This is a genomic window from Micromonospora sp. RB23 (assembly GCF_053585025.1).
The window spans coordinates 1,532,846-1,554,781 of sequence record NZ_CM132111.1; the positions used below are offsets into that span (position 1 = coordinate 1,532,846).

At 72.8% G+C, this 21,936-nt stretch carries 25 protein-coding genes; 12 read left to right on the forward strand and 13 right to left on the reverse strand.

The window, feature by feature from the left end:
* The first annotated feature begins 99 nt into the window (after positions 1 to 99).
* Complete coding sequence (locus ACTFTM_RS07140; RefSeq protein WP_449566562.1) at positions 100 to 762, forward strand: GNAT family N-acetyltransferase; 663 nt, start codon at positions 100 to 102, stop codon at positions 760 to 762.
* Positions 763 to 998: 236 nt separating this feature from the next.
* Here ACTFTM_RS07140 and ACTFTM_RS07145 read toward each other — a convergent pair whose 3' ends face one another.
* The gene (locus ACTFTM_RS07145; RefSeq protein ID WP_449565049.1) at positions 999 to 2,453 is read right to left on the reverse strand and encodes a glycoside hydrolase family 3 N-terminal domain-containing protein; all 1,455 of its coding nucleotides are present in this window, start codon (positions 2,451 to 2,453) and stop codon (positions 999 to 1,001) included.
* Positions 2,454 to 2,618: 165 nt separating this feature from the next.
* Here ACTFTM_RS07145 and ACTFTM_RS07150 point away from each other — a divergent pair, with 165 nt between their 5' ends.
* Positions 2,619 to 3,794 (forward strand): ROK family transcriptional regulator, encoded by a 1,176-nt coding sequence (locus ACTFTM_RS07150; RefSeq protein ID WP_449565050.1) that lies wholly within the window; start codon positions 2,619 to 2,621, stop codon positions 3,792 to 3,794.
* 82 nt (positions 3,795 to 3,876) lie between these two features.
* Here the strand turns inward: ACTFTM_RS07150 and ACTFTM_RS07155 are convergent, their stop codons facing one another.
* Entirely contained in the window at positions 3,877 to 4,890 is a 1,014-nt protein-coding gene (locus tag ACTFTM_RS07155) for an ABC transporter permease subunit (RefSeq protein WP_449565051.1), read from the reverse strand.
* The gene (locus tag ACTFTM_RS07160; protein WP_449565052.1) at positions 4,887 to 5,897 is read right to left on the reverse strand and encodes an ABC transporter ATP-binding protein; all 1,011 of its coding nucleotides are present in this window, start codon (positions 5,895 to 5,897) and stop codon (positions 4,887 to 4,889) included. Before ACTFTM_RS07160 ends, ACTFTM_RS07155 begins: the two co-directional genes overlap by 4 nt.
* 131 nt (positions 5,898 to 6,028) lie before the next feature.
* On the opposite strand from ACTFTM_RS07160, the gene ACTFTM_RS07165 reads away from it, so the two are divergent.
* Positions 6,029 to 6,871 carry an ABC transporter ATP-binding protein gene (locus ACTFTM_RS07165; RefSeq protein ID WP_449565053.1) on the forward strand — a complete coding sequence of 281 codons (843 nt, stop codon included), beginning with the start codon at positions 6,029 to 6,031 and terminating at the stop codon, positions 6,869 to 6,871.
* A 10-nt stretch (positions 6,872 to 6,881) separates the two neighbouring features.
* The gene (locus ACTFTM_RS07170; protein WP_449566563.1) at positions 6,882 to 7,778 is read left to right on the forward strand and encodes a ribokinase; all 897 of its coding nucleotides are present in this window, start codon (positions 6,882 to 6,884) and stop codon (positions 7,776 to 7,778) included.
* A gap of 40 nt (positions 7,779 to 7,818) precedes the next feature.
* Here ACTFTM_RS07170 and ACTFTM_RS07175 read toward each other — a convergent pair whose 3' ends face one another.
* The gene (locus tag ACTFTM_RS07175; protein ID WP_449566564.1) at positions 7,819 to 8,751 is read right to left on the reverse strand and encodes a helix-turn-helix domain-containing protein; all 933 of its coding nucleotides are present in this window, start codon (positions 8,749 to 8,751) and stop codon (positions 7,819 to 7,821) included.
* Between the two features lie 167 nt (positions 8,752 to 8,918).
* Here ACTFTM_RS07175 and ACTFTM_RS07180 point away from each other — a divergent pair, with 167 nt between their 5' ends.
* On the forward strand, positions 8,919 to 9,374 hold the full coding sequence (locus ACTFTM_RS07180; protein WP_449565054.1) for a rhodanese-like domain-containing protein: 456 nt from the start codon (positions 8,919 to 8,921) through the stop codon (positions 9,372 to 9,374).
* A gap of 35 nt (positions 9,375 to 9,409) precedes the next feature.
* Here ACTFTM_RS07180 and ACTFTM_RS07185 read toward each other — a convergent pair whose 3' ends face one another.
* Entirely contained in the window at positions 9,410 to 10,138 is a 729-nt protein-coding gene (locus ACTFTM_RS07185) for a hypothetical protein (RefSeq protein WP_449565055.1), read from the reverse strand.
* Positions 10,139 to 10,228: 90 nt separating this feature from the next.
* On the opposite strand from ACTFTM_RS07185, the gene ACTFTM_RS07190 reads away from it, so the two are divergent.
* Positions 10,229 to 11,791 carry an alpha/beta hydrolase gene (locus ACTFTM_RS07190; protein ID WP_449565056.1) on the forward strand — a complete coding sequence of 521 codons (1,563 nt, stop codon included), beginning with the start codon at positions 10,229 to 10,231 and terminating at the stop codon, positions 11,789 to 11,791.
* A gap of 14 nt (positions 11,792 to 11,805) precedes the next feature.
* Here the strand turns inward: ACTFTM_RS07190 and ACTFTM_RS07195 are convergent, their stop codons facing one another.
* The 3 genes from ACTFTM_RS07195 to ACTFTM_RS07205 all read right to left on the reverse strand — a co-directional run bounded on the left by ACTFTM_RS07195 (position 11,806) and on the right by ACTFTM_RS07205 (position 13,327).
* Positions 11,806 to 12,177: a DoxX family protein gene (locus ACTFTM_RS07195; RefSeq protein ID WP_449565057.1), complete on the reverse strand. Its 372-nt coding sequence runs from the start codon at positions 12,175 to 12,177 to the stop codon at positions 11,806 to 11,808.
* A complete protein-coding gene (locus ACTFTM_RS07200) occupies positions 12,174 to 12,656 on the reverse strand; it encodes a DUF6232 family protein (RefSeq protein WP_355052125.1) in 483 nt (160 codons plus the stop codon). Before ACTFTM_RS07200 ends, ACTFTM_RS07195 begins: the two co-directional genes overlap by 4 nt.
* Before the next feature lie 191 nt (positions 12,657 to 12,847).
* Entirely contained in the window at positions 12,848 to 13,327 is a 480-nt protein-coding gene (locus ACTFTM_RS07205) for a DUF6232 family protein (RefSeq protein ID WP_449565058.1), read from the reverse strand.
* A 98-nt stretch (positions 13,328 to 13,425) separates the two neighbouring features.
* Here ACTFTM_RS07205 and ACTFTM_RS07210 point away from each other — a divergent pair, with 98 nt between their 5' ends.
* Together ACTFTM_RS07210 and ACTFTM_RS07215 are read left to right on the forward strand one after the other, a co-directional pair.
* Positions 13,426 to 14,199 carry an enoyl-CoA hydratase/isomerase family protein gene (locus ACTFTM_RS07210; RefSeq protein WP_449565059.1) on the forward strand — a complete coding sequence of 258 codons (774 nt, stop codon included), beginning with the start codon at positions 13,426 to 13,428 and terminating at the stop codon, positions 14,197 to 14,199.
* A 94-nt stretch (positions 14,200 to 14,293) separates the two neighbouring features.
* Positions 14,294 to 15,916, forward strand: coding sequence for an acetolactate synthase (locus ACTFTM_RS07215; RefSeq protein ID WP_449565060.1), 1,623 nt, complete (start codon positions 14,294 to 14,296; stop codon positions 15,914 to 15,916).
* A 17-nt stretch (positions 15,917 to 15,933) separates the two neighbouring features.
* On the opposite strand, the gene ACTFTM_RS07220 is transcribed toward ACTFTM_RS07215, so the two are convergent.
* The 3 genes from ACTFTM_RS07220 to ACTFTM_RS07230 are packed head-to-tail and all read right to left on the reverse strand — an operon-like array spanning position 15,934 to position 17,072.
* A complete protein-coding gene (locus ACTFTM_RS07220) occupies positions 15,934 to 16,350 on the reverse strand; it encodes a PLD nuclease N-terminal domain-containing protein (RefSeq protein ID WP_449565061.1) in 417 nt (138 codons plus the stop codon).
* A gap of 27 nt (positions 16,351 to 16,377) precedes the next feature.
* Complete coding sequence (locus ACTFTM_RS07225; protein WP_449565062.1) at positions 16,378 to 16,683, reverse strand: DUF202 domain-containing protein; 306 nt, start codon at positions 16,681 to 16,683, stop codon at positions 16,378 to 16,380.
* Positions 16,680 to 17,072, reverse strand: a complete 393-nt coding sequence (locus tag ACTFTM_RS07230) for a YidH family protein (RefSeq protein ID WP_449565063.1) — start codon at positions 17,070 to 17,072, stop codon at positions 16,680 to 16,682. The genes ACTFTM_RS07225 and ACTFTM_RS07230 overlap by 4 nt, the downstream gene beginning before the upstream one ends.
* A 42-nt stretch (positions 17,073 to 17,114) precedes the next feature.
* On the opposite strand from ACTFTM_RS07230, the gene ACTFTM_RS07235 reads away from it, so the two are divergent.
* The 4 genes from ACTFTM_RS07235 to ACTFTM_RS07250 all read left to right on the forward strand — a co-directional run bounded on the left by ACTFTM_RS07235 (position 17,115) and on the right by ACTFTM_RS07250 (position 20,264).
* The gene (locus ACTFTM_RS07235; protein ID WP_449565064.1) at positions 17,115 to 17,912 is read left to right on the forward strand and encodes a GNAT family N-acetyltransferase; all 798 of its coding nucleotides are present in this window, start codon (positions 17,115 to 17,117) and stop codon (positions 17,910 to 17,912) included.
* A 2-nt stretch (positions 17,913 to 17,914) separates the two neighbouring features.
* Entirely contained in the window at positions 17,915 to 18,322 is a 408-nt protein-coding gene (locus ACTFTM_RS07240) for a hypothetical protein (RefSeq protein WP_449565065.1), read from the forward strand.
* 187 nt (positions 18,323 to 18,509) lie between these two features.
* The gene (locus ACTFTM_RS07245) at positions 18,510 to 19,289 is read left to right on the forward strand and encodes an electron transfer flavoprotein subunit beta/FixA family protein (protein ID WP_344357351.1); all 780 of its coding nucleotides are present in this window, start codon (positions 18,510 to 18,512) and stop codon (positions 19,287 to 19,289) included.
* Positions 19,290 to 19,304: 15 nt separating this feature from the next.
* Complete coding sequence (locus ACTFTM_RS07250; RefSeq protein WP_449565066.1) at positions 19,305 to 20,264, forward strand: electron transfer flavoprotein subunit alpha/FixB family protein; 960 nt, start codon at positions 19,305 to 19,307, stop codon at positions 20,262 to 20,264.
* A 94-nt stretch (positions 20,265 to 20,358) separates the two neighbouring features.
* Here ACTFTM_RS07250 and ACTFTM_RS07255 read toward each other — a convergent pair whose 3' ends face one another.
* Together ACTFTM_RS07255 and ACTFTM_RS07260 are read right to left on the reverse strand one after the other, a co-directional pair.
* Positions 20,359 to 21,153: an anti-sigma factor gene (locus ACTFTM_RS07255; protein WP_449566565.1), complete on the reverse strand. Its 795-nt coding sequence runs from the start codon at positions 21,151 to 21,153 to the stop codon at positions 20,359 to 20,361.
* A complete protein-coding gene (locus ACTFTM_RS07260; RefSeq protein WP_449565067.1) occupies positions 21,107 to 21,709 on the reverse strand; it encodes an RNA polymerase sigma factor in 603 nt (200 codons plus the stop codon). Before ACTFTM_RS07260 ends, ACTFTM_RS07255 begins: the two co-directional genes overlap by 47 nt.
* Between the last annotated feature and the right edge of the window lie 227 nt (positions 21,710 to 21,936).

Consider the following 21,936-nt stretch of genomic DNA (forward strand, 5'->3'; position numbering starts at 1 on the left):
CCGGATCTCGGGCAGCGTCCCGCGCTGGCTCGATGGTCCGTCCGGCCGGGCCGCTCAGGCGTACGGTGATCACGACTGTTGGGGTGACGGGAGGTGCGCATGCTCGACCGGCGGTTGCAACTGCACCTCGCCTCCTGGCTCGGTCAATGGCCGGCCGGGTCCGGGCTGCACGTGGTCGCCTCGCATCGACGGGCCCTGCCGGCCTGGGAGGGCCGACTGCGTCCGGCCCTCGCCGTGGACACCCGTCAGAGCGCGGTGCTCTCCGTCGCGCCGGACCGGGTCGCCGCGATCCGGGCGTTGATCGAGCGCACGCCGGAGCGGATGCTCGCGGCGCTGCCCGATGCTGTCGGGTACCCCGCCTTCTGCGTGCACGACGGTCCCTTCCGCTGGACCAACGCTCCCGCGCCCCTGCCCGACGTGGGGGAGTGGATCGCGCCGACCGCGCCCGGGCTGCCGCCCTGGCTGCGGCTGTTCGACAGACCGGTGCTCGTGGTGCGCGATGCCGACGGCGCCTACCTGGCCGGCGCCGCCATCAAGCGCCACGACGCGTACGGGCACGAGTTGGCCGTCGGCACCGTCCCGGAGGCCCGCGGTCGGGGTCTCGCGCGTCGGCTGGTGGCGCAGGCGGCGCGGCGGGTCCTGGACGAGGGCGCGGTGCCGACGTACCTGCACGAGCGGGACAACCAGGCCTCGGCCCGGGTCGCGGAGGCGGCGGGCTTCCCGGACCGGGGTTGGCGGTCGTACGGGGTGTATCCGCGCTGAGGTGGCTTTCAGTGCGCGGACCGTGGATCCCGGGCCGGATCCACGGTCCGCAACCTGCCCCCAGGTCCCCGGTTCTCTCCGATCGGCCGCGGCACCGACGCGGCGATCCGATATCGATCACGCTACGTATCGAAACTGCAAGCTGCAAGGTGCGAGCTGTCGAGTCGGAGTGTCGAATAGTGGACTTGACCTGCGATAAAGTGCGGTGACACTGTGCGCGGGTCGGTAACGCAGGGTCAGCTCGCCAGGCCGAGCGCCTCCGCAGCCGCCCGACCGTTGGCGTGGCTCGCGCCGTACGTGGTGACGAACGCCCGTACGCCGGACGGTCGCCAGGTACCCGGCCAGCCCATCTCGACGACGGTCACCGGATGCGCGGCGGCCAGCGCGTCGATCAGCTCCGGGCCGCCCGACAGCCGATGCAGATGCCGCCCGACCAGCACGATCGGTCGATCCCCGGCCAACTCGCGCAGGGCCGCCTGATCGGTCTCGGCAGCCACCACGCGGATCTCGCGTCCACCGTCGAGGTGTGGGCCGAGGCCCCACGGCACCCGACCCTCGGCCATCGTGGACTCGGTGTGCAACTGCACCACCAGTGGCTGGTCCAGACCGGTGAGCAGCCCCTCCACCCGCACCGCGCGGCGCGCCACCGCGTACCCCAGATCGGGGTCGGGGGTGACCGACGAGCGGCCGGCGCCCCGGGTCCAGGCGGCGAGCGCGGCGGCGCGGCCGGCCGCCTCCTCCACCCGGGCGATCGGCAACCGGCCGTCGGTGGTGGCCGCGACGATCTCGGCGGCCACGTGCTCGACCAGTGCGGCGTCGACCTGTGCGCCGATGCAGAGCAGATCGGCGCCCGCCGACAGGGCCCGCACGGCGGCGGGTCCCACGCCGCCGGCGGCCACCGCCGCGCCCTTCATCTCCAGCGCGTCGGTGATGACGGTGCCGGTAAAGCCGTACTCGGCGCGCAGCAGGTCGACCAGAACCGCCCGGCTGAAGGTGGCCGGGCCGTCGCCGGTCAGCGCCGGCACCCGGATGTGCGCGGTCATCACGGCCTGCGCGCCGGCCGCGACGACCGCGGCGAACGGCGGCAGGTCGCGCTGGCGGAGCAGTTCCAGTGGTACGTCCACCGTGGGCAGCTCGTGGTGGGAGTCGGTGACTGTCGCGCCGTGTCCCGGGAAGTGCTTGGCGCAGGCGGCCACACCGGCGGCCTGGAGGCCGCTGACGGCGGCGGCCGAGTGTGCGGCCACCCGCAGCGGGTCGGCGCCGAACGAGCGGGTGCCGATCACCGGATTGTCGTCGGCGGTGTTCACGTCGACGGTGGGGGCCAGATTGACGGTGATGCCCAGCGCCGCCAGTTCCGCGCCGATCGACTGGTAGACCCGGCGGGTGAGCGCCACGTCGCCGACCGCGCCGAGGGCGGCGTTACCGGGGTACGGGCTGCCGGTGGCGTGGGCCAGCCGGGTCACGTCGCCACCCTCCTCGTCGATGGCGATCAGCACGTCCGACCGGCCGGTGCGCAGCGCCGCCGTGCTCGCGGCCAGTTGCGCGGGGTCGTGCACGTTCGTGCCGAACAGGGTGTGCCCGGCCAGTCCGTCGGCCACCAGGTCGACCGCCCACTCCGGCGGGACCGCTCCCGGGTACGCGGCGAGCAAGGTGCCCAGCGCGAGCCGGCGCAGTCCTGGATCGAGCCCCACGAGATTTCCCCCTTCGCTTCCCGTGGATACGAACGTGTACCCGCGGTGGTCGTCGCCCTGCCGGGTTGGCCGAGCGCTCTGCCTCCGGGTGACCGTTACGCTACGGCTACCCGTTCGCAGGTCGGTTTACAGTTAGCAAAGTTTACTAAAACTAGAGGACGTGGCATGAGTGCGACCCGGCTGCCCGGCACCCCCCGCCTGTTGCGGGCGCTCAACGACCGTGCGGCGCTGGAACTGCTCCTTGAGCGTGGGCCGCTCACCCGGGCCCGGCTCGGCGAGCTGACCGGCCTGTCCAAGGTCACCGCCTCGCAACTCGTCGAGCGCCTGGAGGAGCGCGGCCTCGTCAGCCGGGTCGGTGAGCAGGCCGGCGGGCGCGGGCCGAACGCCCAGCTCTACGCCGTACGCGCCAGCAGCGCCCACGTCGTCGGGGTGGACGTCGGACCGGACCGGGTGGTGGCCGCGTGCGCCGACATCACCGGTGCCGTGATCGGCCGCGTCGAGCAGTCGACGCGGGACACCGACGATCCGGTGGGCGTGGTGCACAACGCCGTGGTGCAGGCCGCCAGCAGCGCCCAGGCGCAGCTCAGCAGCGTCCGACGGATCGTGCTCGGTACGCCGGGCCTCGTCGATCCGCACAGCGGCGACATCACCTTCGCGTTCAACCTGCCGCGTTGGCACAGCGGTCTGCTGGCCGCGCTGCGGGACGACCTGCACACCCCGGTGGTCTTCGAGAACGACGTCAACCTGGCCGCGGTGGCCGAGGCGCAGTCCGGCGCCGCCCAGGGTGTGGCGGACTTCGTCCTGGTCTGGGTGGGCGCCGGCGTCGGCCTGGCGATCATGTTGGGTGGGCGGCTGCACCACGGCAGCAGCGGAGCGGCGGGCGAGATCGGCTACCTGCCGGTGCCCGGCGCACCCATCCCGCGTGACGTCTCGCGGCGCGCCAAGCCCGCCTTCCAGCAGGTGATCGGCGGTGACTCGGTACGTGCGGTGGCCCGCGAGCACGGCTTCTCCGCCCCGGACGCCGCGAGCGCGGTGCGGGCGGCGGTCGCGGCCGGCGCCGCCGGCGCCCCGATGCTCGACGAGTTGGCCCGCCGGCTCGCGCTCGGCGTGGCCAGCACCTGTGTGGTGCTCGACCCGCCGTTGGTCGTGCTGGCCGGCGAGGTCGGCCAGGCCGGCGGCGCGGCGCTCGCCGACCGGGTGCAGCGGGAGGTCGCGGCGATCACGCTGGTCCGCCCGCGCGTGGTACCCACCGGCCTCACCGAGGAGCCGATCCTGCGGGGCGCCCTGCGTACCGCGTTGAACGCCGTCCGTGACGAGGTGTTCGGCTCCACCGTCGGCTGAGCCCGCTGGGGCGGTCATGTGAAGGAATATTTCACCGCCGACGCCCCGGCTGCAAGCTCTTGCCGCCGGGGCGTCGGCCCCCTCAGTTGAGGTCGCGGCGGCGGAAGGCGGCGAAGGCCAGCATGGTCAGCCCACCGGCGACCGCGAGCAGCACCGCCAGCGACGGCCTCCAGGTGAGGGTGTAGAAACCCTGGCAGGACGTACCGCTGAAGTTGTCCCGACAGAGCTGGCTGTCCCAGAGCCGCACCTCGCCGTTGAGCCACGCCCCGAGGTACGTCGAGAGCATCATCTGTTCCGGCCGCCGGGCGTTCACGATCGCCAGCACCAGCCGGGCGCCCAGCTCCCACACCACCGCGTACGCGGCGACCGCGCCGAGCGCCGCCGACGTGTGCCGGCCCAGCGTCGCGATGGCGAAGCCCGTCGCCGTGGCCAGCAGCACCAGCACCAGACCGCGCCCGTGGACGGCGGCCAGCGAGCGCCAGAAGTCACCGTCGGGCTCGCCGGTCTGCCCGGCGACCTGCCCGATCATCCAGAAGGTGGCCAGATAGACCACCGAGGCCGCCACCGCCAGCGCCAACACGCCGCCCAGCAGGGTGCCCAGCTTCGCGCCCAGCACCGTCAGTCGGCGTGGTCGCCACAGCAGCAGGTTCACCACCCCACCCGAGTTCAGGTCCGCCCCGATGTACGAGGCGCCGACCAGGAACCCGAACAACACCAGGAACGTGATGAGGAAGAACAGCAACGGGCGGGCCTGCTCGGTGAAGCTGAACACGCCCTCCAGGTAGTCGGACGCGACCGGCAACCGGTCCTGCTGGGCCGGGTCCATGTCGGAACAGTCGGGGGGCAGATAGTCCTGGGTGTCGGGCGTCGAGATCCCGCCGCGCTGGGCCAGGCACTGCTGGTAGTTGACCTCCATGCTCTGCCGCGCCTCGATGGCCTTCTGCCGGGCCTGGGAGAGTTCGTAGGCGCTCGGCCGGTGCGACCCGGCCAGGGCGGTCGCGGCCGTGACGCCGAACGCCAGCACCAACAGGACGACCATGAGCTGCACGAAACGGCGCGCGGAGAGCCGCTCCAACTCGGCCCGGACCAGGTTCACGCGTCCACTCCCCGTACGTCGAGATCGATCACCGCGGCGCCGTCGGCGCCCACCGGTCGGGCCGCCTCGTCGACCTGGCGGGGCACCGAGGGGTGCTCGCCGGCGCCGGTCAGCTCCAGGAAGACGCTCTCCAGGTCGGGTCGCAGCGGCGTCAGCTCGGCGACCCACAGATCCTGCTCGCCGAGGACGCGGCTGATGACCGTCGGGTCGGTCGTCCCGCCCACCACCAGCGCCCCGCCGTCGACGGTGGTCGTCAACTCCGCCGCGCGCAGCAGGTCGGCGGCGCGCTCCGGTTCGGCGACCCGGACCAGGAACTCGTGCCGGTCGTGACCCGCCAGCACCTCGTCCACCCGGCCGGCCGCCACCCGCCGCCCCCGCGAGATGATGGTGACGTGGTCGCAGATCAGTTGGATCTCGCCCAGGATGTGGCTGGACACCAGCACGGTCACCCCCGCCGCGGCGAGCGACCGCATCAGGTCGCGCATCTCGCGGATGCCCGCCGGGTCGAGGCCGTTCGCCGGCTCGTCGAGGATGAGCAACCGCGGGTCCTTCAACAGGGCGGACGCCACCGCGAGACGCTGCTTCATGCCCAGCGAGTAGCCCTTCACCCGCTCGTCGCCCCGGTCGCGCAGGCCCACCAGCTCCAGCGCCTCGTCCACCCGTGAGATCGGCACCCCGCCGGCGCGGGCCAGCAGCCGCAGCGTACGACGGCCGGTGAAGTTGCCGAAGAACTGCGGACTCTCCACGATGGCGCCGACCTGCCCCGCCACCCGGGGCAGCAGCGCCGGCGACGGCTCGCCGAGCACGGTCATCCGGCCACCGTCGGCGCGGACCAGCCCGAGCAGGGCGCGCAGCGTGGTGGTCTTGCCCGAGCCGTTGGGCCCCAGGAAGCCATGGATCTGACCGGCCTCGACCAGCAGGTCGAACCCGTCGACCGCCACCCTCCTGCCGTTGCGCACACTGCGGAAGGTCTTGCGCAGACCCTCGATCTCGATGACCGCGCTCATCCGCGCGGCGCCAAACGTCGACCGGGCATGGGCCGTCCCTCGGGTGTGGTGATCAACGACACGGTGCCCCACCCTATGGCCAGAGCGCCGCCCATGGGGGGCACGCCACCCCTGCGTGGTTGGATGGGCGGGTGACTGGTGACCTGATCCCCGGCGCTGCCGGCGCCGCGCCTGCCGCCGCACCCGTGGACCCGGATCTGGTGGTCAGCCTCGACAGCGTGGGCGTACGCCGCTCCGACAACCCCCTGTTGCAGGACCTGACCTGGCGCGTCGAGCTGGACGAGCGCTGGGTGGTGCTCGGCCCCAACGGCGCGGGCAAGACCACCCTGCTCAACCTGGCCGCCGGCCGGCTGCACCCCACCACCGGCGTCGCGTACGTCCTCGGTGAGCGGATCGGCCGCACCGACATCAACGAGCTGCAGACCCGCATCGGGCTCGCCACGGCCGCGCTCGCCGCGCGGGTGCCCGCCGACGAGCAGGTCAGCGACGTGGTCGTCACCGCAGCCTGGTCGGTGGTCGGACGCTGGCGGGAGAGCTACGAGCACGGCGACGTGGCGCGGGCGCGGGCGCTGCTCAGCCAGCTCGGCGTCGGCAACCTCGCCGAGCGCCGCTACGGCACCCTCTCCGACGGCGAACGCAAGCGCGTGCAGATCGCCAGGGCACTGATGACCGACCCGGAACTGCTGCTGCTCGACGAGCCCACCGCCGGCCTCGACCTCGGTGGCCGCGAGGACCTGGTCGGCCGGCTGGCCGAGCTGGCGTACGACCCGGACGCCCCCGCCATGGTGCTCGTCACCCACCACGTGGAGGAGATTCCGCCCGGGTTCACCCACGCGCTGCTGCTGCGCGAGGGCGCGGTCGTCGCCCAGGGCCTGCTCGCCGAGACGTTGACCGGCGACAACCTGTCCAAGACCTTCGGTCTGCCGCTGGTGGTCGAACGCTCCGGCGACCGCTACACCGCACGCGCCGCCTGAGCGGGTGACCATGTCGCAGACGCGGGTGGTGGTGGTGGGCAGCGCCAACATGGACCTGGTCGCGATGGCCCCCTCGCTGCCACGGCCGGGCGAGACCATGCTCGGCACCGACTTCGTGATGGTGCCCGGCGGCAAGGGCGCCAACCAGGCCATCGCCGCCGTTCGGGCGGGCGCCTCCTGCGCCTTCCTCGGCGCGATCGGCTCCGACGCGTTCGGCGTGACACTCCGCGCCCGCATCACGGCGGCCGGCGTGGACACGGGTCACCTGCGGGTGGTGTACGGCACGTCCGGCGTGGCGCTCGTGCTGGTCAACGCCCAGGGGGAGAACGCCATCGTGGTCACCCCGGGCGCGAACGACGCGCTGGTCGGCCTCACCGACGAGGAACTGGCCACTGTACGGGGGGCGGACGTCCTGGTCGCCCAGCTGGAGATCCCGGTGCAGACGGTGACCGCCGCGGCGCTGGCCGCCCGCGCCGCCGGCACCCGGGTCGTCCTCAACGCCGCACCCGCCCGGGATCTCCCGCCGGAACTGCTCGAAGCCGTGGACCTGCTCGTCGTCAACGAGGGCGAGGCGCAGGCGTTCACCGGCCGGGGCCGGGACGACCCGAGGGCGCTGCTCGACCTGGTGCCCCGCGCGGTGCTCACCCTCGGCGACGCCGGCGCCTGGTACGTCGACCGGGAGGGCGCCGAGGTGCACGTGCCCGCCGTCCAGGTCGACGTGGTCGACTCCACGGCGGCCGGCGACGCGTTCACCGCCGCGCTGGCGGTCGGCTGGGGCGAGGGGCGGGACGTCGTTGACGCCGTACGCTGGGCGGCGGCGGCCGGCGCGGCCTGCGTACGCAAGCTCGGCGCCTCGGTGGCGCTGCCGCAGCGGGCCGAGATCGACGCGCTGTACGCGCCGGGCTGACCCGTCGTCGAGTGCCGGGACGTCGACCTGCCCGGCCACGTCACGCCGGCCGGCCGGCGCCCGTCCGAAAGGCCCGCCGGTAGGCCGATGGCGACGTCAGCATGATCCGTCCGAAGTGGTGGCGGTAGGTGACCGGGGTGTCGAAGCCCACCGCCCCGGCGATCTGCTCGATCGCGGCGTCGGTCTCCTCCAGCAGCGCCAGACTGGCCCGAACCCGCTGGTCGATGAGCCACCGGATCGGGCTGGTCCCGGTGGCTCGGGTGAAGTGCCGCAGGTAGGTGCGCGGTGACATGTGTGCCCGCCCGGCGAGCCGGGCGACGCTCAGCGGCTCGGCGAGGTGTGCGAGCGCCCAGTCGATGCTGGCGGCGATCCGGTCGTCGTCCGGGTCAGCGGTCACCGGCGCCTCGACGAACTGGGCCTGTCCGCCGTCCCGGTGCGGAGGGATGACCAACCGGCGGGCGACCGCGTTGGCGATCGCCGCGCCGTGGTCGCGCCGCACCACGTGCACGCTGAGATCGAGCCCGGCGGCACTGCCCGCGCTGGTGAACAGGTCGCCGTCATCGAGGTAGAGCACGTTCGGGTCCACCTCGACGCGCGGGTACCGCCGTGCCAGCAGTTCCGCGTACCGCCAGTGGGTGGTGGCCCGCCGCCCGTCCAGCAGCCCGGCGCCGGCCAGCGCGAACGCGCCCGAACAGATCGACATGACCCGGGCGCCGCGGGCGTGCGCCGTCCGCAGCGCGGCCACCAGCGCGGGCGACGGGTCGGCGGTCACGTCCGGCACGCCGGGCACGATCACCGTCCGCGCCGCCGCCAGCTCCGCCAGGCCGTACGGGGTGTGCAGGCTGACCCCGCCGACCACCGGCACCGGCCCCGGCTTCTCAGCGCAGATCACCAGGTCGTACCAGTCGACGTCGAACTCGGGGCGGGGCAGTCCGAACACCTCGGTGACGATGCCGGTCTCGAACACCGACATTCCCGGGTACGCGAGCACCGCGACGCGGTGACCGGCGGTTGGCTGTCGCGGCGACGGCAGCGCCTGCGGACCGGCACTCACCGCGCCGTTGGACATGGCGGGATGTTAGCGCAGGACGTCGTTTCCGCCACTCGTCCCGGCCTGCCGGACCGGCCACGATCAGTGGCATGACCTTCACCTTCGCCGTCCCGCCAGCCGCTCCGGACGTCGCAGTCGCCCATTTTCTCGCCCGACTCAGCGTCCAGACCGATGTCAGCGACGTGCACGCCGACCTGACCGCCCGTACGCCCGGGCTCGTGGTGGTCGACTCCCGGGGAGTGGCCGCATGGGCGCAGGGCCGCCTTCCGGGAGCGGTGCACCTGCCCACCGCTGAAGTCGCCGCCCGGGCATCCGAGAAGATCCCCGCCGGTACATCGGTGGTCACCTACTGCTGGGGGCCGGGCTGCAACGGCGCGACCCGGGCGGCGCTGGAGTTCGCCCGGCTCGGCATTCCGGTCAAAGAGATGCTCGGCGGATTCGAGTACTGGGTACGGGAGGGGCTGCCGGTGGAGACCGAGAGCGGACTGACTCGACGTCCCGTGGACGACCTGACCGCACCAACGACGGCAACCTGCGACTGCTGATCCGGCCGCCCGGGACTCCCCGGCCGGGCGCGGGGTCAGTCGACCTGTTCGTCGGTCAGCTTCTCGCCCCGCCGCCGCAGCATGCCGAGGCCGGGAATGCCGGCCACGGCGAGCTTGAGGTCACGGGTGACGTCCAGCAGGTCGTGCAGGTCGGGCCCGACCCGGTCCAGGGTCGCGAGGATCGGCAGGATGTCGGCGGTCAGGTGCTCCTTGAGCTTGGGCAACTCGTCGATCAGGTGGATCGCCGCGGTGATCTCCTCGTGGCTCAGCTCCTGCACGAACCGGTCGGTCATCGGCGCGGCGCGGCGCAGCGCCGGCTCGTACACCGCCAGCAGTTCGGCTGCCGTGGCCGCGGCCTGAGCGGCCGTGTTCACGGTGACCGCGGCGTTGCCGGCCACCACGTCGGCCTCGGTGACCACCGTGCCCGCGAGGCGCGCGACCTTGTCGGCCTCGTTCACGACCACGGCGGCGGCCGCGGCCACCTCGGTGGCCGTGTCGACGGCGGTGGTCGCGGCGGCGCTGATCACCGCCACCTCGCGGACCGCCGTCTCGGCGTCGGTGAGCACCTCATCGGTCCGGTCCAGGGTCGTCTCGATCCGGTCGACGACGCCGTTGATCCTGGCCAGCAGCGCCTCCACCCCGTCCAACACCGCGAACGCGCGGGCCGGCACGGCGGCGAACGAGGCGGCCGAGCCGAGCGCCTGGTCGAGGGCGGAGCGGGTCAGGCCGACCACCGCGGTGGGTGTGGGGAGGGGAAGCGCCATGGGACCAAGTGTGCGTCGGTCCTGCCACAACCGCTCGTTCGCGGCTGCCGGCCCGGTCCTTTCCGGGACGCCCGGCGGTAGGGTGCCGGCATGTCGGCCGCACCGCCGCGCCACCCACCGGGCACCCGGATCGCCGTCCTGCTCGCCGTGCTCGCGGCGGTCAGCGCCGCGCTCGGCACGGCGGTTCTGGTACGCGCCGACTCCGGCCTCACCGTGCGGCAGATCACCGTCGACGGCGTGCCGATGACCGAGGTACGCGCCGGTCCGCCGACCCCGGACGCCCCGCGACCCGGCGTGGTGATCGCGCACGGGTTCGCCGGCTCGGCGCGGTTGATGCGCCCGATCGCCGACACGGTCGCCCGACGAGGAGCGGTCGCGTTGCTGTTCGACTTCGCCGGGCACGGCGTCAACCCGGCCCGACTCGGTGCCGGCACGTCGCCCCCGACGCTCGCCGCCGACCTGGACACCGCCGTCGGACACCTGCGTGCCCAGCCGGATGTGGACCCGACACAGATCATGCTGGTCGGCCACTCGATGGGCGCCGGCGCGGTCACCCGCTACGCGGCCGAACACCCCGAGATCGCCAGGACCGTGGCGATATCGCTGCCCGAGGCCGGCGAGCTGCCTCCCGGTCGCCCGACCGACCTGCTGCTGATCGTGGGCGGCGCGGAGTTCCCCGCGTTCCGGCGGGCAGCCGACGACGCCGCACGGCGGGGCGCGACGGTGGGTCGGCGGCCCGCCGTCGTGGTGCCGGGGGTGGAGCACATCTCGGTGCTCTTCGCCCCGCGTACCCACGAGGAGATCGCCCGCTGGCTGCCGAGCGTGGACGGGGACGCCCCGGCCCGCCCGCTCGCCCGTCTCGCCGGCGCGGGGCTGCTCGTGGTCGCGTTCGCCGTCGGACTGGTTCCGCTGGCGGCGCTGCTGCTGGGCCGGCGGGCCGCCGGGGCGCTCTCGCCGGCACAGCGGTCTGCCGTGGTGCTGCCGTCGGGTCGGCTGGTTCCGAGTGCGACGGCGCTGCGGGGTTCCGTCCTTCTCGTGCTGGCCGTCCTCGCCAGCGGGTTCGGCGCGGCCGTCGCGGCGATCCTGCCCACCAACCGCCTCCCGCTCGCGGTTGGTGGCTACGTCGCTGGCTTCCTGCTGGTGACCGGCCTCCTGATGATCGGCGGTCACCGGTGGCTGCCCGCCACGACACGTGCGCCGGAGAGCGCCGATGAGCCGGTCGGCGGGCGGACACCGGCACGGACCACCGGCGCGGCGCTGGCGCTGGCGGCGTACGCGGTTCTCGCCGTGGCGCTGCCGATCCACCTCGGGCTGACCTCGGCGCGGCCGGTCGGCGCCCGCTGGTGGCTGCTTCCGCTGGTGATGGTCGCGTGCCTGCTGTTCCTGCTGGCCGTGGAGCTGGTCGCGTCCGGCCGGACGTGGCGTCGGCTGCTGGTCGTCGCGGTCACCGTGGTCGTGCTGAGCACGTCGGCGGTGGTCGGCCTGGCACCCGGGTTCGTGCTGCTGGTGGTGCCGCTGTTCGCCGTACTGCTCGGCTGGCACGTTCTGTGGGCCGCCGTGCTGGGTCGGTACGCGTCCCCGCGTTGGCTGCCGGCCCTCGTCGGCGCAGCGTTGCTGGGCTGGCCGATCGCCACGACCCTGCCGTTGACCTGACCGCGGCCCGGGGTCTACCGGGCGGCGCGGGCGACGCGCAGCGCCCACCAGATCAGCGGTATCTGCATCGGCACCCGCCCGTAGGCGATCGCCCGCCTCGCCGGCCGCCGGTGTCGCCAGTCCACCGCCATCTGCACGTTGGCCGGCAGCACGGCGACGAACAGCGCGGCGGCGGCTCGGCCACCCGTCCGCCGGGTGACCGGGTGCGCCACCGCCGCGGCCACCGCCAGTTCCGCGAACCCGCTGGCGTACGTCCAGAGGCGGGCCGGACCGGGCAGCGTACGTGGCACGATCGGGTCGTAGTACCCGGGGCGCAGCAGGTGGGTGACGCCGGCCGTGGCGAGCAGCCCAGCCAGGGCGACGGCCGCACCGCGTCGGGTGGTCATCGATGGTCTCCCTGCTGTTCGACGGCGCGCTGCACGGCCCGGTAAATCTGCCCGAACCGTAGCGCGTCCGGCGTGCGCAGGAGCATGTGCTCCTGACCGTGGTGCTGCACCCACAGCTCGTGCACGTGGCTGCCGCGCTCGTAGGAGCGGTCCAGCCAGCCGAGGGGGATCTCCAGGAAGGGCGCCAGCGCCAGCGCCCCCACCGCGCAGGCGGCGAGGATGATCAGCGCCAACTGCCAGTTGCCCCGGTCCTGTGCCGACCACGCCAGCGAGACCACGCAGACCAGTGCGACGAGGGGTGGCAGCGACAAGAGCAGGACCAGTACGCCGCGACCCAGCACCCGGCCGCGTACGGCGAGAGTCTTCGGCCCTCGTTGGTGCCAGACGAACGTCACGTCGGGCAGTGCGATCACCTGACCGCCTGCCCGGATCGACTCGGAGGTCACCTGCACCGCGTCGTCCCGGTAATAGAGGGTCATCACTAAGCCTAACCACCGCAAGGCAACCCGCGCGCCCTCCGCGCCCCCGCCCCGCGCGCCCTCCACGCCCCCGCCCCGTCGATCGTGCACTTTCTGTTGCGACATAAGGGGCACAGCCGTCCATGCTGACAACAGAAACTGCAAGATCGGCGTGAGAGGGGTGTGGAGGGCGCGGGGCGGGAGAAGGGTGGCTAGCGGCGGGCGGCGGGGCGGACGGGTTGCGTCGCGTCCATGGCGCGCTGGACCGCCCGGTAGATCTGGCCGAAGCGCAGCGCGTCGCCGGTGCGTAGCAACCGCACCGGTTGTCCCCGCCAACGGGCCCAGATCTCCAGTTGGCGGCTGCCCCTGGCGTACGAACGGTCCAGGTGTTCGAAGAGGAAGTCGGCGACCGGGCCGGCGGCCAGCCCGACCAGCACCGAGGCGCCCACGATCGCGATCGTGACGGTGGGCGAGCGGTGCAGCCAGACGGCCACGCCGATGCCGATCACCGCAGCGACCAGCGGACCGGCCAGGGCGGCGCCGATCGCGCCCCGCCCGGCGAGCACCCGCCAGGAGCGGCTGCCACGGCGGTGCCAGACCATCGTGATCTCGGCCAGCGGGTAGCTGCGCCCGTCGACCTGGAAGGCGGTGGAGGTGACCCGTACCGACCTGTCGTCGTAGAAAGTGATCATGGTTGGACTCCCGCCCGCGGGGCTGACACCACAGTACTTACCCCAACGAGCCGGGTCGTAAGGTTGGCACGCGACTTCGACGAGGAAGTGAGGGCAGCGTGGGCGAGTTCGTTCGGCTGGAGACCAGGGACGGCATCGGCACCATCCGGCTGGAGCGGCCGCCGATGAACGCGCTCAACACGCAGGTGCAGGAGGAGTTGCGCGCCGCCGCCACGGCGGCCACCGCCGATCCCGAGGTCCGTGCCGTCATCGTGTACGGCGGTGCGAAGGTCTTCGCCGCCGGGGCGGACATCAAGCAGATGGCCGACATGTCCTACGTGGACATGGCCGACCGGGCGGCGGCCCTGTCCAGCGCGCTCGGCGCGATCGCCCGGATCTCGAAGCCGGTGGTGGCCGCGATCACCGGGTACGCCCTCGGTGGCGGCTGCGAGCTGGCGCTGGCCTGTGACTGGCGGGTGGTCGCCGAGGACGCCAAGCTCGGCCAACCGGAGATCAAGCTGGGCATCATCCCCGGTGCGGGTGGCACGCAGCGGTTGGCCCGTCTCGTGGGTCCGGCGCGGGCGAAGGATCTGATCATGTCCGGGCGGATGGTGGACGCCCAGGAGGCGCTGCGCATCGGTCTCGCCGACCGGGTCGTACCGGCCGCCGAGGTGTACGACGCGGCCGTCGCGCTTGTCACGCCGTACCTCAAGGGGCCTGTGCAGGCCCTGCGCGCCGCGAAGCTGGCGGTCGACGGCGGCCTGGACATGGACCTGAATTCGGGCCTGGCCTGGGAGAGTCAGCTCTTCGCGGCGCTGTTCGCGACCGACGACCGGCGTGAGGGTATGGCCGCGTTCGTCGAGAAGCGCAAACCGGACTTCACCGGCCGCTGACGGCCTGGCCGACGGCGAACCGAGAACGGTTCACATTCCGCCTACCGGCCAGTAACGTGTGACGTCGGCCAGGGTTCGACGAGAAGGAGCGGCGATGACGGAGCGGATCGAAGGTCACGGCGGGGAACTGGCACTCGCGGCGTTGCGGGCGCACGGGGTGCGGGAGATGTTCACCCTCTCCGGTGGCCACGTCTTTCCGCTCTACGACGCCGCCCACAAGACCGACTTCCCGATCTACGACGTCCGGCACGAGCAGTCGGCGGTCTTCGCGGCCGAGGCGGTGGCGAAGCTCCAGCGCCGTCCCGGCCTCGCCGTACTCACCGCCGGCCCGGGTGTGACCAACGGCATCTCCGGTATGACCAGCGCCTTCTTCAACGCCTCCCCGGTGCTGGTGCTCGGTGGCCGCGCGCCCGCCTTCCGGTGGGGTTCGGGCAGCCTCCAGGAGATGGACCACCTGCCACTGGTCGCCCCGGTCACCAAGCACGCCGAGACGGTGTTCAGCACCGATGACATCCCACGCGCGGTCGGCGCCGCCCTCACGGCCGCGCTCACCCCGCACCGCGGCCCGGTCTTCCTCGACTTCCCGCTGGAGACGGTCTTCTCGGTCGCCGACGCGGACCTGCCCGCGCCGACCGGCGTCGACGCCGTCGAACCGGACCCGGACGAGGTCACCCGGGCCGCCACCCTGATCGCCGGCGCGCAACGGCCGGTCATCATCGCCGGCTCGGACGTGTACGCCGGTGACGCGGTGGCCGCGCTGCGCGAGGCCGCCGAGGCGTTGCAGGTGCCGGTGTTCACCAACGGGATGGGCCGCGGCTCGCTGCCGCCGGAACACCCGCTCGCCTTCGCCAAGGCCCGCCGCGCCGCGCTTTCCGGCGCCGACGTCGTCGTGGTGGTCGGCACCCCGCTGGACTTCCGGCTCAGCTTCGGCGACTTCGGGGACGCCAAGGTGGTGCACATCGTCGACGCCCCCAGCCAACGCGCCACGCACGTCCAGCCGGCCGTGGCTCCCGCCGGCGACCTGCGCCTGATCCTCTCGGCGCTGGCCGACCACGCCGGCGACCGGGCCGACCACACCGACTGGATCGCCGACCTGCGGGTCGCCGAGGACGCGGCGAAGGCCCGGGACGCCGCCGAGATGGCCGCCGAGACCGACCCGATCCGGCCGGCCCGGATCTACGGCGAGCTGCGCCGGGCGCTGGCCCCGGACGCCATCACCATCGGTGACGGCGGTGACTTCGTGTCGTACGCCGGGCGCTACCTGGAGCCGTCGCAGCCGGGCACCTGGCTGGACCCGGGCCCGTACGGCTGCCTCGGCACCGGCATGGGCTACGCGATGGGTGCCCGGGTCAGTCACCCGGACCGGCAGATCTGCGTGCTGATGGGCGACGGCGCGGCCGGATTCTCGCTGATGGACGTCGAGTCGCTGGTCCGCCAGAAGCTGCCCGTCGTGATCGTCGTCGGCAACAACGGCATCTGGGGTCTGGAGAAGCACCCGATGCGGGCCATGTACGGCTACGACGTCGCCGCCGACCTCCAGCCGGAGCTGCGCTACGACACGGTCGTCAGCGCGCTGGGTGGCGCGGGGGAGACGGTCGCGAAGGCCGCCGACCTCGCGCCCGCACTGCAACGGGCCTTCGACTCCGGCGTGCCGTACCTGGTCAACGTGCTCACCGACCCGACCGACGCGTACCCCCGCTCGTCGAACCTGGCCTGAGTCGCGCCGGCCGGGGCCTAGACCTCCGGCCGGTCGCCCTCGCGGGGCGGCTCACCGTCGCGCCGGCGCAGGTCGTCCTCACGCCGCCGTAGGTCTTCCTCCCAGCGGCGGAAGAGCTCCGCGTCCTGCTGCTTGGCGCGGTCCTGCACGGACCGGAGAAACTCCGGGTCGTCGTCCGGAGCGAGCGGGCGGCGCGGCTGGCGCTCGGGGGCACCCTTGCCACCCGGCCACGCCGTGCGGCCCGCGGTGCCGGGCTCGCGCCCGGCGACGAACCAGGCGATCGACCCGACCAGGGGGAAGAACAGGATGATCAACACCCAGGCGATCCGGGGCAGGGCACGGATCTGACCCTCCTCGGCGGACAGGCAACTGATCAGCGCGCAGACGGCGAGGACGATCTGCGCCAGGAAGAGGAGAACGTACAGCCGGGCCATGCACCCATCATGGCGTACGGTGTCCCGTCAGCGTAGTCCGCGAACCGTCAGCAGCACGCCGAGCAGCGCGAGTCCGACCGTGCCGAGCGCGACCAGCGGCAGCGTCCGGCCGCCGGTACGGGCCGCGCCGACGCCGGTGGCGCGCGGCCAGCAGAGCACGAGCAGGCCACCCCAGACGAGCACGGCCGCGCCGACGACGAGCGCGCCGAACACGCCGCCGGCCGACGCCAGCCGCACGGCCAGCGCGGCCACCACGGTCAGCGTCAGCAGGGTGCGCCGCCAGGCCAGCCGGGTCCGCTCCGGTTGCAGGCCCGGGTCGCGTCCGGCGCTCACCGTTCTCCGATCGCCCGAACCAGGACCGCGAGCACCAGCAGGATCGCCCCCGCGCCCACGGCGAGGGCGAGGACGGCGGGGAAGCGGGAGGCGGGCAGCTCCTGACCGAGCCGGATGGCCCGTTCGGTACGCGCCCAGTGGTCCACGGCGCGGACCGCGACGGTGCCACCGAGCAGCAGCAGCGCGACCGCGATGACCTCCCGCAGGTGGCTCATCGGCAGCGGTGGCAGGAACTGCGCGGCGGCCAGCCCGCCGCCGACCAGCGCGAGACCGGTGCGCAGCCAGGCGAGGAAGGTCCGCTCGTTGGCGAGGGAGAACCGGTAGTCCGGCGTCTCACCGACGGCGCGCGCCTCCGCCGGGTCGAACCAGCGCCTGATTGCTTCCCACACGCTGGGAGATTATCCGCTTCCCTCGACCCTTAGCCTGGTCAGGTGACCGATCTTGATGTGAACACTCTGCGCGCCGCCTACGACAACCAACTCCGCCCGGAGATCCCCGACCCGGTCCCCGCCGGCGTGACCGTCGAACGGGACGGCCCCCTCGTGCGGATCATCGGACTCGACGCCGGCGGGTTCCTCACCTACCGCGACTTGGGTGGGCTGACCGGCGACGCGCTGGACGAGCTGATCGCTCGCCAGGTGGCGCTGTTCCGCGAGCGCGGCCAGTCGGTGGAGTGGAAGCTCAACGAGCACGACGAGCCGGCCGACCTGGCGGACCGGCTGCGCGCCGCCGGCTTCGTGCCGGAGGACCGGGAGACCGTCGTGGTCGGGCCGGTCGCGCCGCTCGCCGCCGCGCTGCCGGTGGTTCCCGAGGGAGTACGCCTGCGTGAGGTGACCGCCCGGGAGGACCTGGAGCGGATCGCCGCCATGGAGGAGGAGGTCTGGCAGGCGGACCGCTCGCACCTGGTGACGGGTCTGGCCAAGGAGATCGACGCCGACCCGAACTCGATCACGGTGGTGGTGGCCGAGGCGGACGGGACGGTGGTGAGCGCCGGCTGGGTGCGGTTCCCGGCGAACACCGGCTTCGCCACCCTCTGGGGCGGCTCGACCCTGCCGCAGTGGCGTCGCAAGGGCATCTACCGGGCGTTGGTCAACTACCGGGCGCGGCTGGCCGAGCAGCGGGATCGGACGCTCGTGCAGGTCGACTGTTCCGAGGACAGCCGGCCGATCCTCCAGCGACTCGGTCTCGTAGCCGTCACCACCACCACGCCGTACGTCTACACTCCGTGATCATGGAGCAGCGGTTGACGGACGAGGAGCGCCTGACCCTCAAGACGGGCGCGTTCGGCGCGGTCTTCCTGGTCTCGAACGCCGACCCGGGCATGCTCGGGGTGATCCGCGAGAGCCTGGCCGCCTCGGGCGCGCTGGCCGACGCGAGTGGCGTGGTCAAGGAGGCCCTGACCACCGGCCCGCTGCCCCGTCTGCCCCGGGACTCCCAGTTGGAGATCGAGTCGGTGGTGCTGCCGGCGCTCGGTCGGTCGGTACGGATCCTGCGGGAGAAGTCGCCGGGCGACGTCGAGGCGTACCGGTCGGTGGTGCTGACCGCCGCGGACCGGGTGGCCCGCGCACACGACGGGGTGGCCCCGGCCGAGGCCGCCGCCATCGAGCAGATCCGCGGCGCGCTGGCCGAGTCCGTCTGACCTGCGCCACGCCGGTGACCTGTGTCACTCTGCGTGCCCGGCGGCGGTAACCTACTGGCAGGTAACATTGCCGCGTGGGCAACTGCACAGCAGCCCACGGTTGACCGGGCGTCGACCGACACGCGAGGCTGCGGCCCAGACCGGGCGAGCCAATCGCAACACCACACAGGAGGGTCGTCGAAGCGCGATGAATATCGTCGTACTCGTCAAGCAGGTGCCTGATTCGGGCGCGGACCGCAACCTGCGCAATGACGACAACACCGTCGACCGCGGTTCGGCGAACAACGTGATCAACGAGATGGACGAGTACGCCATCGAGGAGGCGCTGAAGATCAAGGAGGCGCACGGCGGCGAGGTCACCATCCTGACCATGGGTCCGGACCGGGCGACCGAGTCGATCCGCAAGGCGCTCTCCATGGGCCCGGACAAGGCCGTGCACGTGGTGGACGACGCCCTGCACGGCTCCTGCGCGGTGGCGACGTCGAAGGTGCTCGCTGCCGCCCTCGGGCAGCTCAACGCCGACCTGGTGATCTGCGGCGCGGAGTCCACTGACGGCCGTGTCCAGGTCATGCCGCACATGATCGCCGAGCGGCTCGGCGTCGCGGCGCTCACCGGCGCCCGCAAGCTCACCGTCGACGGCGCGACGCTGACCGTCGAGCGGCAGACCGAGGAGGGCTACGAGGTCGTCACGGCCTCCACGCCGGCCGTGGTCTCCGTCTGGGACACCATCAACGAGCCGCGCTACCCCTCCTTCAAGGGCATCATGGCCGCGAAGAAGAAGCCGGTGCAGACGTTCTCCCTGGCCGACCTCGGCGTCGCCCCGACCGAGGTGGGCTTCGACGGCGCGACCAGTGCCGTCGTCGAGCACACCAAGCGCCCGCCGCGCTCCGGCGGCGCCAAGATCACCGACGAGGGCGAGGGCGGCGTCAAGCTGGTCGAGTTCCTCGCCACCGAGAAGTTCGTGTGAGAGGGGCTTTGAGACATGTCTGAGGTTCTCGTCGTCGTCGAAGCCACCAAGGAATTCGGCGTCAAGAAGGTCACCCTCGAGATGCTCACCCTCGCCCGTGAGCTGGGCACCCCGAGCGCCGTGGTGCTCGGTGGCCCCGGCGCCGCCGAGGCGCTGAGCGCCAAGCTGGGCGAGTACGGCGCGGAGAAGATCTACGCCGCCGAGGGTGCGGACATCGACGGCTACCTGGTGGCCCCCAAGGCGACCGTGCTGGCCGAGCTGGTCCAGCGGGTGCAGCCGGCCGCCGTGCTGCTGGCCTCCGCCCAGGAGGGCAAGGAGATCGCCGCCCGGCTCGCCGTCAAGCTCGACAACGGCATCCTGACCGACGTGGTCGGCCTGGACGCCGACGGCACCGCCACCCAGGTGGCCTTCGCCGGCTCCACCATCGTCAAGTCCAAGGTCACCAAGGGCCTGCCGCTGGTCACCGTACGGCCCAACTCGGTCACCCCCGCCCCGGCGGCGGCCACCCCGTCGATCGAGCAGCTGACGGTGTCGGTCACCGAGACCGACAAGCTGGCCAGGGTCGTCGAGCGGGTTGCCGAGCAGAAGGGCTCCCGCCCCGAGCTGACCGAGGCCGGCGTGGTCGTCTCCGGCGGTCGCGGCGTCGGCAACGCCGACAACTTCAAGCTGGTCGAGGAGCTGGCCGACCTGCTCGGTGGCGCCGTCGGCGCGTCCCGCGCGGCCGTCGACTCCGGCTTCTACCCGCACCAGTTCCAGGTGGGCCAGACCGGCAAGACGGTCTCCCCGCAGCTCTACGTGGCGCTGGGCATCTCCGGCGCCATCCAGCACCGGGCCGGCATGCAGACCTCGAAGACGATCGTCGCCGTCAACAAGGACGGCGAGGCGCCGATCTTCGAGCTGGCCGACTTCGGCGTGGTGGGCGACCTGTTCAAGATCGTTCCGCAGGCCGCCGAGGAGATCCGCAAGCGCAAGTGAGCGTGTGACGCGAAAAGTGGCCGCCCGTCGTGACGGGCGGCCACTTTCCGTAGGGAGCTGATCGGCGGGCCGGGGAGCTGAGCCGGCCCGCCGATCAGCCCGTCAGGGTGCCCCTCAACAGGCTGTCGCCGGAGTGGCGGGTGTTGTTGTCGTACTGCTCGGCGGACACGTCGACCACCGAGTAGCTCTTGAGGTCGACATTCGGGGGCAGGGGCAGCAGAGCGTCCGCGTCGTTACCCAGGGTGCCGATCGAGAACATCTCCATGGTCGTCGGGTTGATGAGCCAGACCTCGTAGTACCCCGGCACGCGCGGGAGATTCGCCACATGCAGATGCAGTTGGCCGCCCTGTAGAACGCGCGCGTCGCCCTGGGCCGATTTCGGCGTCGAGCCGAACGCCGCCAGCGGGGCGCTGGCCAGCACCGTCGGGGTCTTCGCAGGCTCCGGATCCGTCGGCCGCAGCACCGTGACCGTGCCCACGACACCGATCGCCGCCGCCGCGACGGCGGTCACCGCCGTGGCCGCCCAACGGGACCAGCCACGATCCCGGCGGGACCGACGACGCGTCGGGTCCAGCCGGGTGACCGTCTCGGTCGCCGTCTGCCCAGGTACCTGCTGCCGGTCGGCGCTGGTCAGCACCCCTACGGGTGCGTGGACCGCGCTGCCCTCGGCCGCCCGGATCTGGGCTTCGATGCCCTGCCAGATGTGCTCCGGCGGATCGGGCAGGTCGCCGAGGCCCTGCGTCTCGGCGCCGAGCCCGGCCACCTGCCGCAGGGTCGTCAGCTCCGTCCGGCAGTGCGCGCAGGTGTCGAGGTGGGTGCGCTCCCCGTCGTCCGCCTCGCTCTCACCGAGCGCCAGAAAGACCAGCCGCTCGTGCTCCAGGTGCTGCACCATCCACCTCCCATCTGCGCTTCAAGCTCGCCATGCCGCGTCGGATGTGACTCTTCACGGTGCCCAGCGGCACCCCGGTCACCGCGGCGATCTGCTGGTGTGTCAGGTCGTCGTAGAAGGCCAACTCCAGCATGCGTCGCTGGTCGTCCGGGAGACGTGCCAGCTCGTCCGCGATCACCAGTCGATCCACCACCCGGTCCGGGTCCGGGCCGGTCTGCGCCGGCTCGGGCAGTTGCCGGACCGTCTCCACCACCCGGGTCTCCCGCGCCGAGGCGCGCATCCGGTCGACGACCTTGCGCCGGCCGATACCGAGCAGCCAACCGACCAGCGAACCCTTGGCCGGGTCGAAGGTGTCCCGGCCCAACCACGCGCCGACGAACGTCGCCTGGGTCACATCCTCCGCGTCGGCCCGGTTCGCCAGCATGGACGTCGCCAGGTGCAGGACGGCGCGGCCGTAGCGGTCGTACGCCTCGCGCAGCGCGGCCTCGTCGCCGGCCCGGAACCGGGCCGCGAGGTCGTCCGCCGGTGGGTCCGGTTGTGGTGGCAGCGCCGTCACGGGGCGGCCCACCTTCGATGGGGCATGCCCGACTGTAGCTCCCACAGCCCTCGCCCCACTTCCCCGGTCAGAGTCATCTCACCTGCTCTTCGTCCGCCGACGGTGATCTGGATGCGGTCGGAGCCGAGAAAAGAAAACGCGTCGCGAGCGCATCCACCCGCCGCGCAGCCGGCGTAACCCGTTCTGCAAGCCAGGCCTGACGAATCAGCACCAATCACCAGGAGGCA

Coding starts and splice junctions, on each gene's coding strand:
- ACTFTM_RS07160 (WP_449565052.1), bottom strand. CDS start 5,897: ATGAGCGCGGTCATCGAGATCGAGGGTCTGCGCAAGACCTTCCGCAGT.
- ACTFTM_RS07240 (WP_449565065.1), top strand. CDS start 17,915: ATGGAGCAGCGGTTGACGGACGAGGAGCGCCTGACCCTCAAGACGGGC.
- ACTFTM_RS07140 (WP_449566562.1), top strand. CDS start 100: ATGCTCGACCGGCGGTTGCAACTGCACCTCGCCTCCTGGCTCGGTCAA.
- ACTFTM_RS07245 (WP_344357351.1), top strand. CDS start 18,510: ATGAATATCGTCGTACTCGTCAAGCAGGTGCCTGATTCGGGCGCGGAC.
- ACTFTM_RS07250 (WP_449565066.1), top strand. CDS start 19,305: ATGTCTGAGGTTCTCGTCGTCGTCGAAGCCACCAAGGAATTCGGCGTC.
- ACTFTM_RS07180 (WP_449565054.1), top strand. CDS start 8,919: ATGACCTTCACCTTCGCCGTCCCGCCAGCCGCTCCGGACGTCGCAGTC.
- ACTFTM_RS07220 (WP_449565061.1), bottom strand. CDS start 16,350: ATGGCCCGGCTGTACGTTCTCCTCTTCCTGGCGCAGATCGTCCTCGCC.
- ACTFTM_RS07150 (WP_449565050.1), top strand. CDS start 2,619: ATGAGTGCGACCCGGCTGCCCGGCACCCCCCGCCTGTTGCGGGCGCTC.
- ACTFTM_RS07195 (WP_449565057.1), bottom strand. CDS start 12,177: ATGACCACCCGACGCGGTGCGGCCGTCGCCCTGGCTGGGCTGCTCGCC.
- ACTFTM_RS07185 (WP_449565055.1), bottom strand. CDS start 10,138: ATGGCGCTTCCCCTCCCCACACCCACCGCGGTGGTCGGCCTGACCCGC.
- ACTFTM_RS07190 (WP_449565056.1), top strand. CDS start 10,229: ATGTCGGCCGCACCGCCGCGCCACCCACCGGGCACCCGGATCGCCGTC.
- ACTFTM_RS07200 (WP_355052125.1), bottom strand. CDS start 12,656: ATGACCCTCTATTACCGGGACGACGCGGTGCAGGTGACCTCCGAGTCG.
- ACTFTM_RS07170 (WP_449566563.1), top strand. CDS start 6,882: ATGTCGCAGACGCGGGTGGTGGTGGTGGGCAGCGCCAACATGGACCTG.
- ACTFTM_RS07175 (WP_449566564.1), bottom strand. CDS start 8,751: ATGTCGGTGTTCGAGACCGGCATCGTCACCGAGGTGTTCGGACTGCCC.
- ACTFTM_RS07205 (WP_449565058.1), bottom strand. CDS start 13,327: ATGATCACTTTCTACGACGACAGGTCGGTACGGGTCACCTCCACCGCC.
- ACTFTM_RS07215 (WP_449565060.1), top strand. CDS start 14,294: ATGACGGAGCGGATCGAAGGTCACGGCGGGGAACTGGCACTCGCGGCG.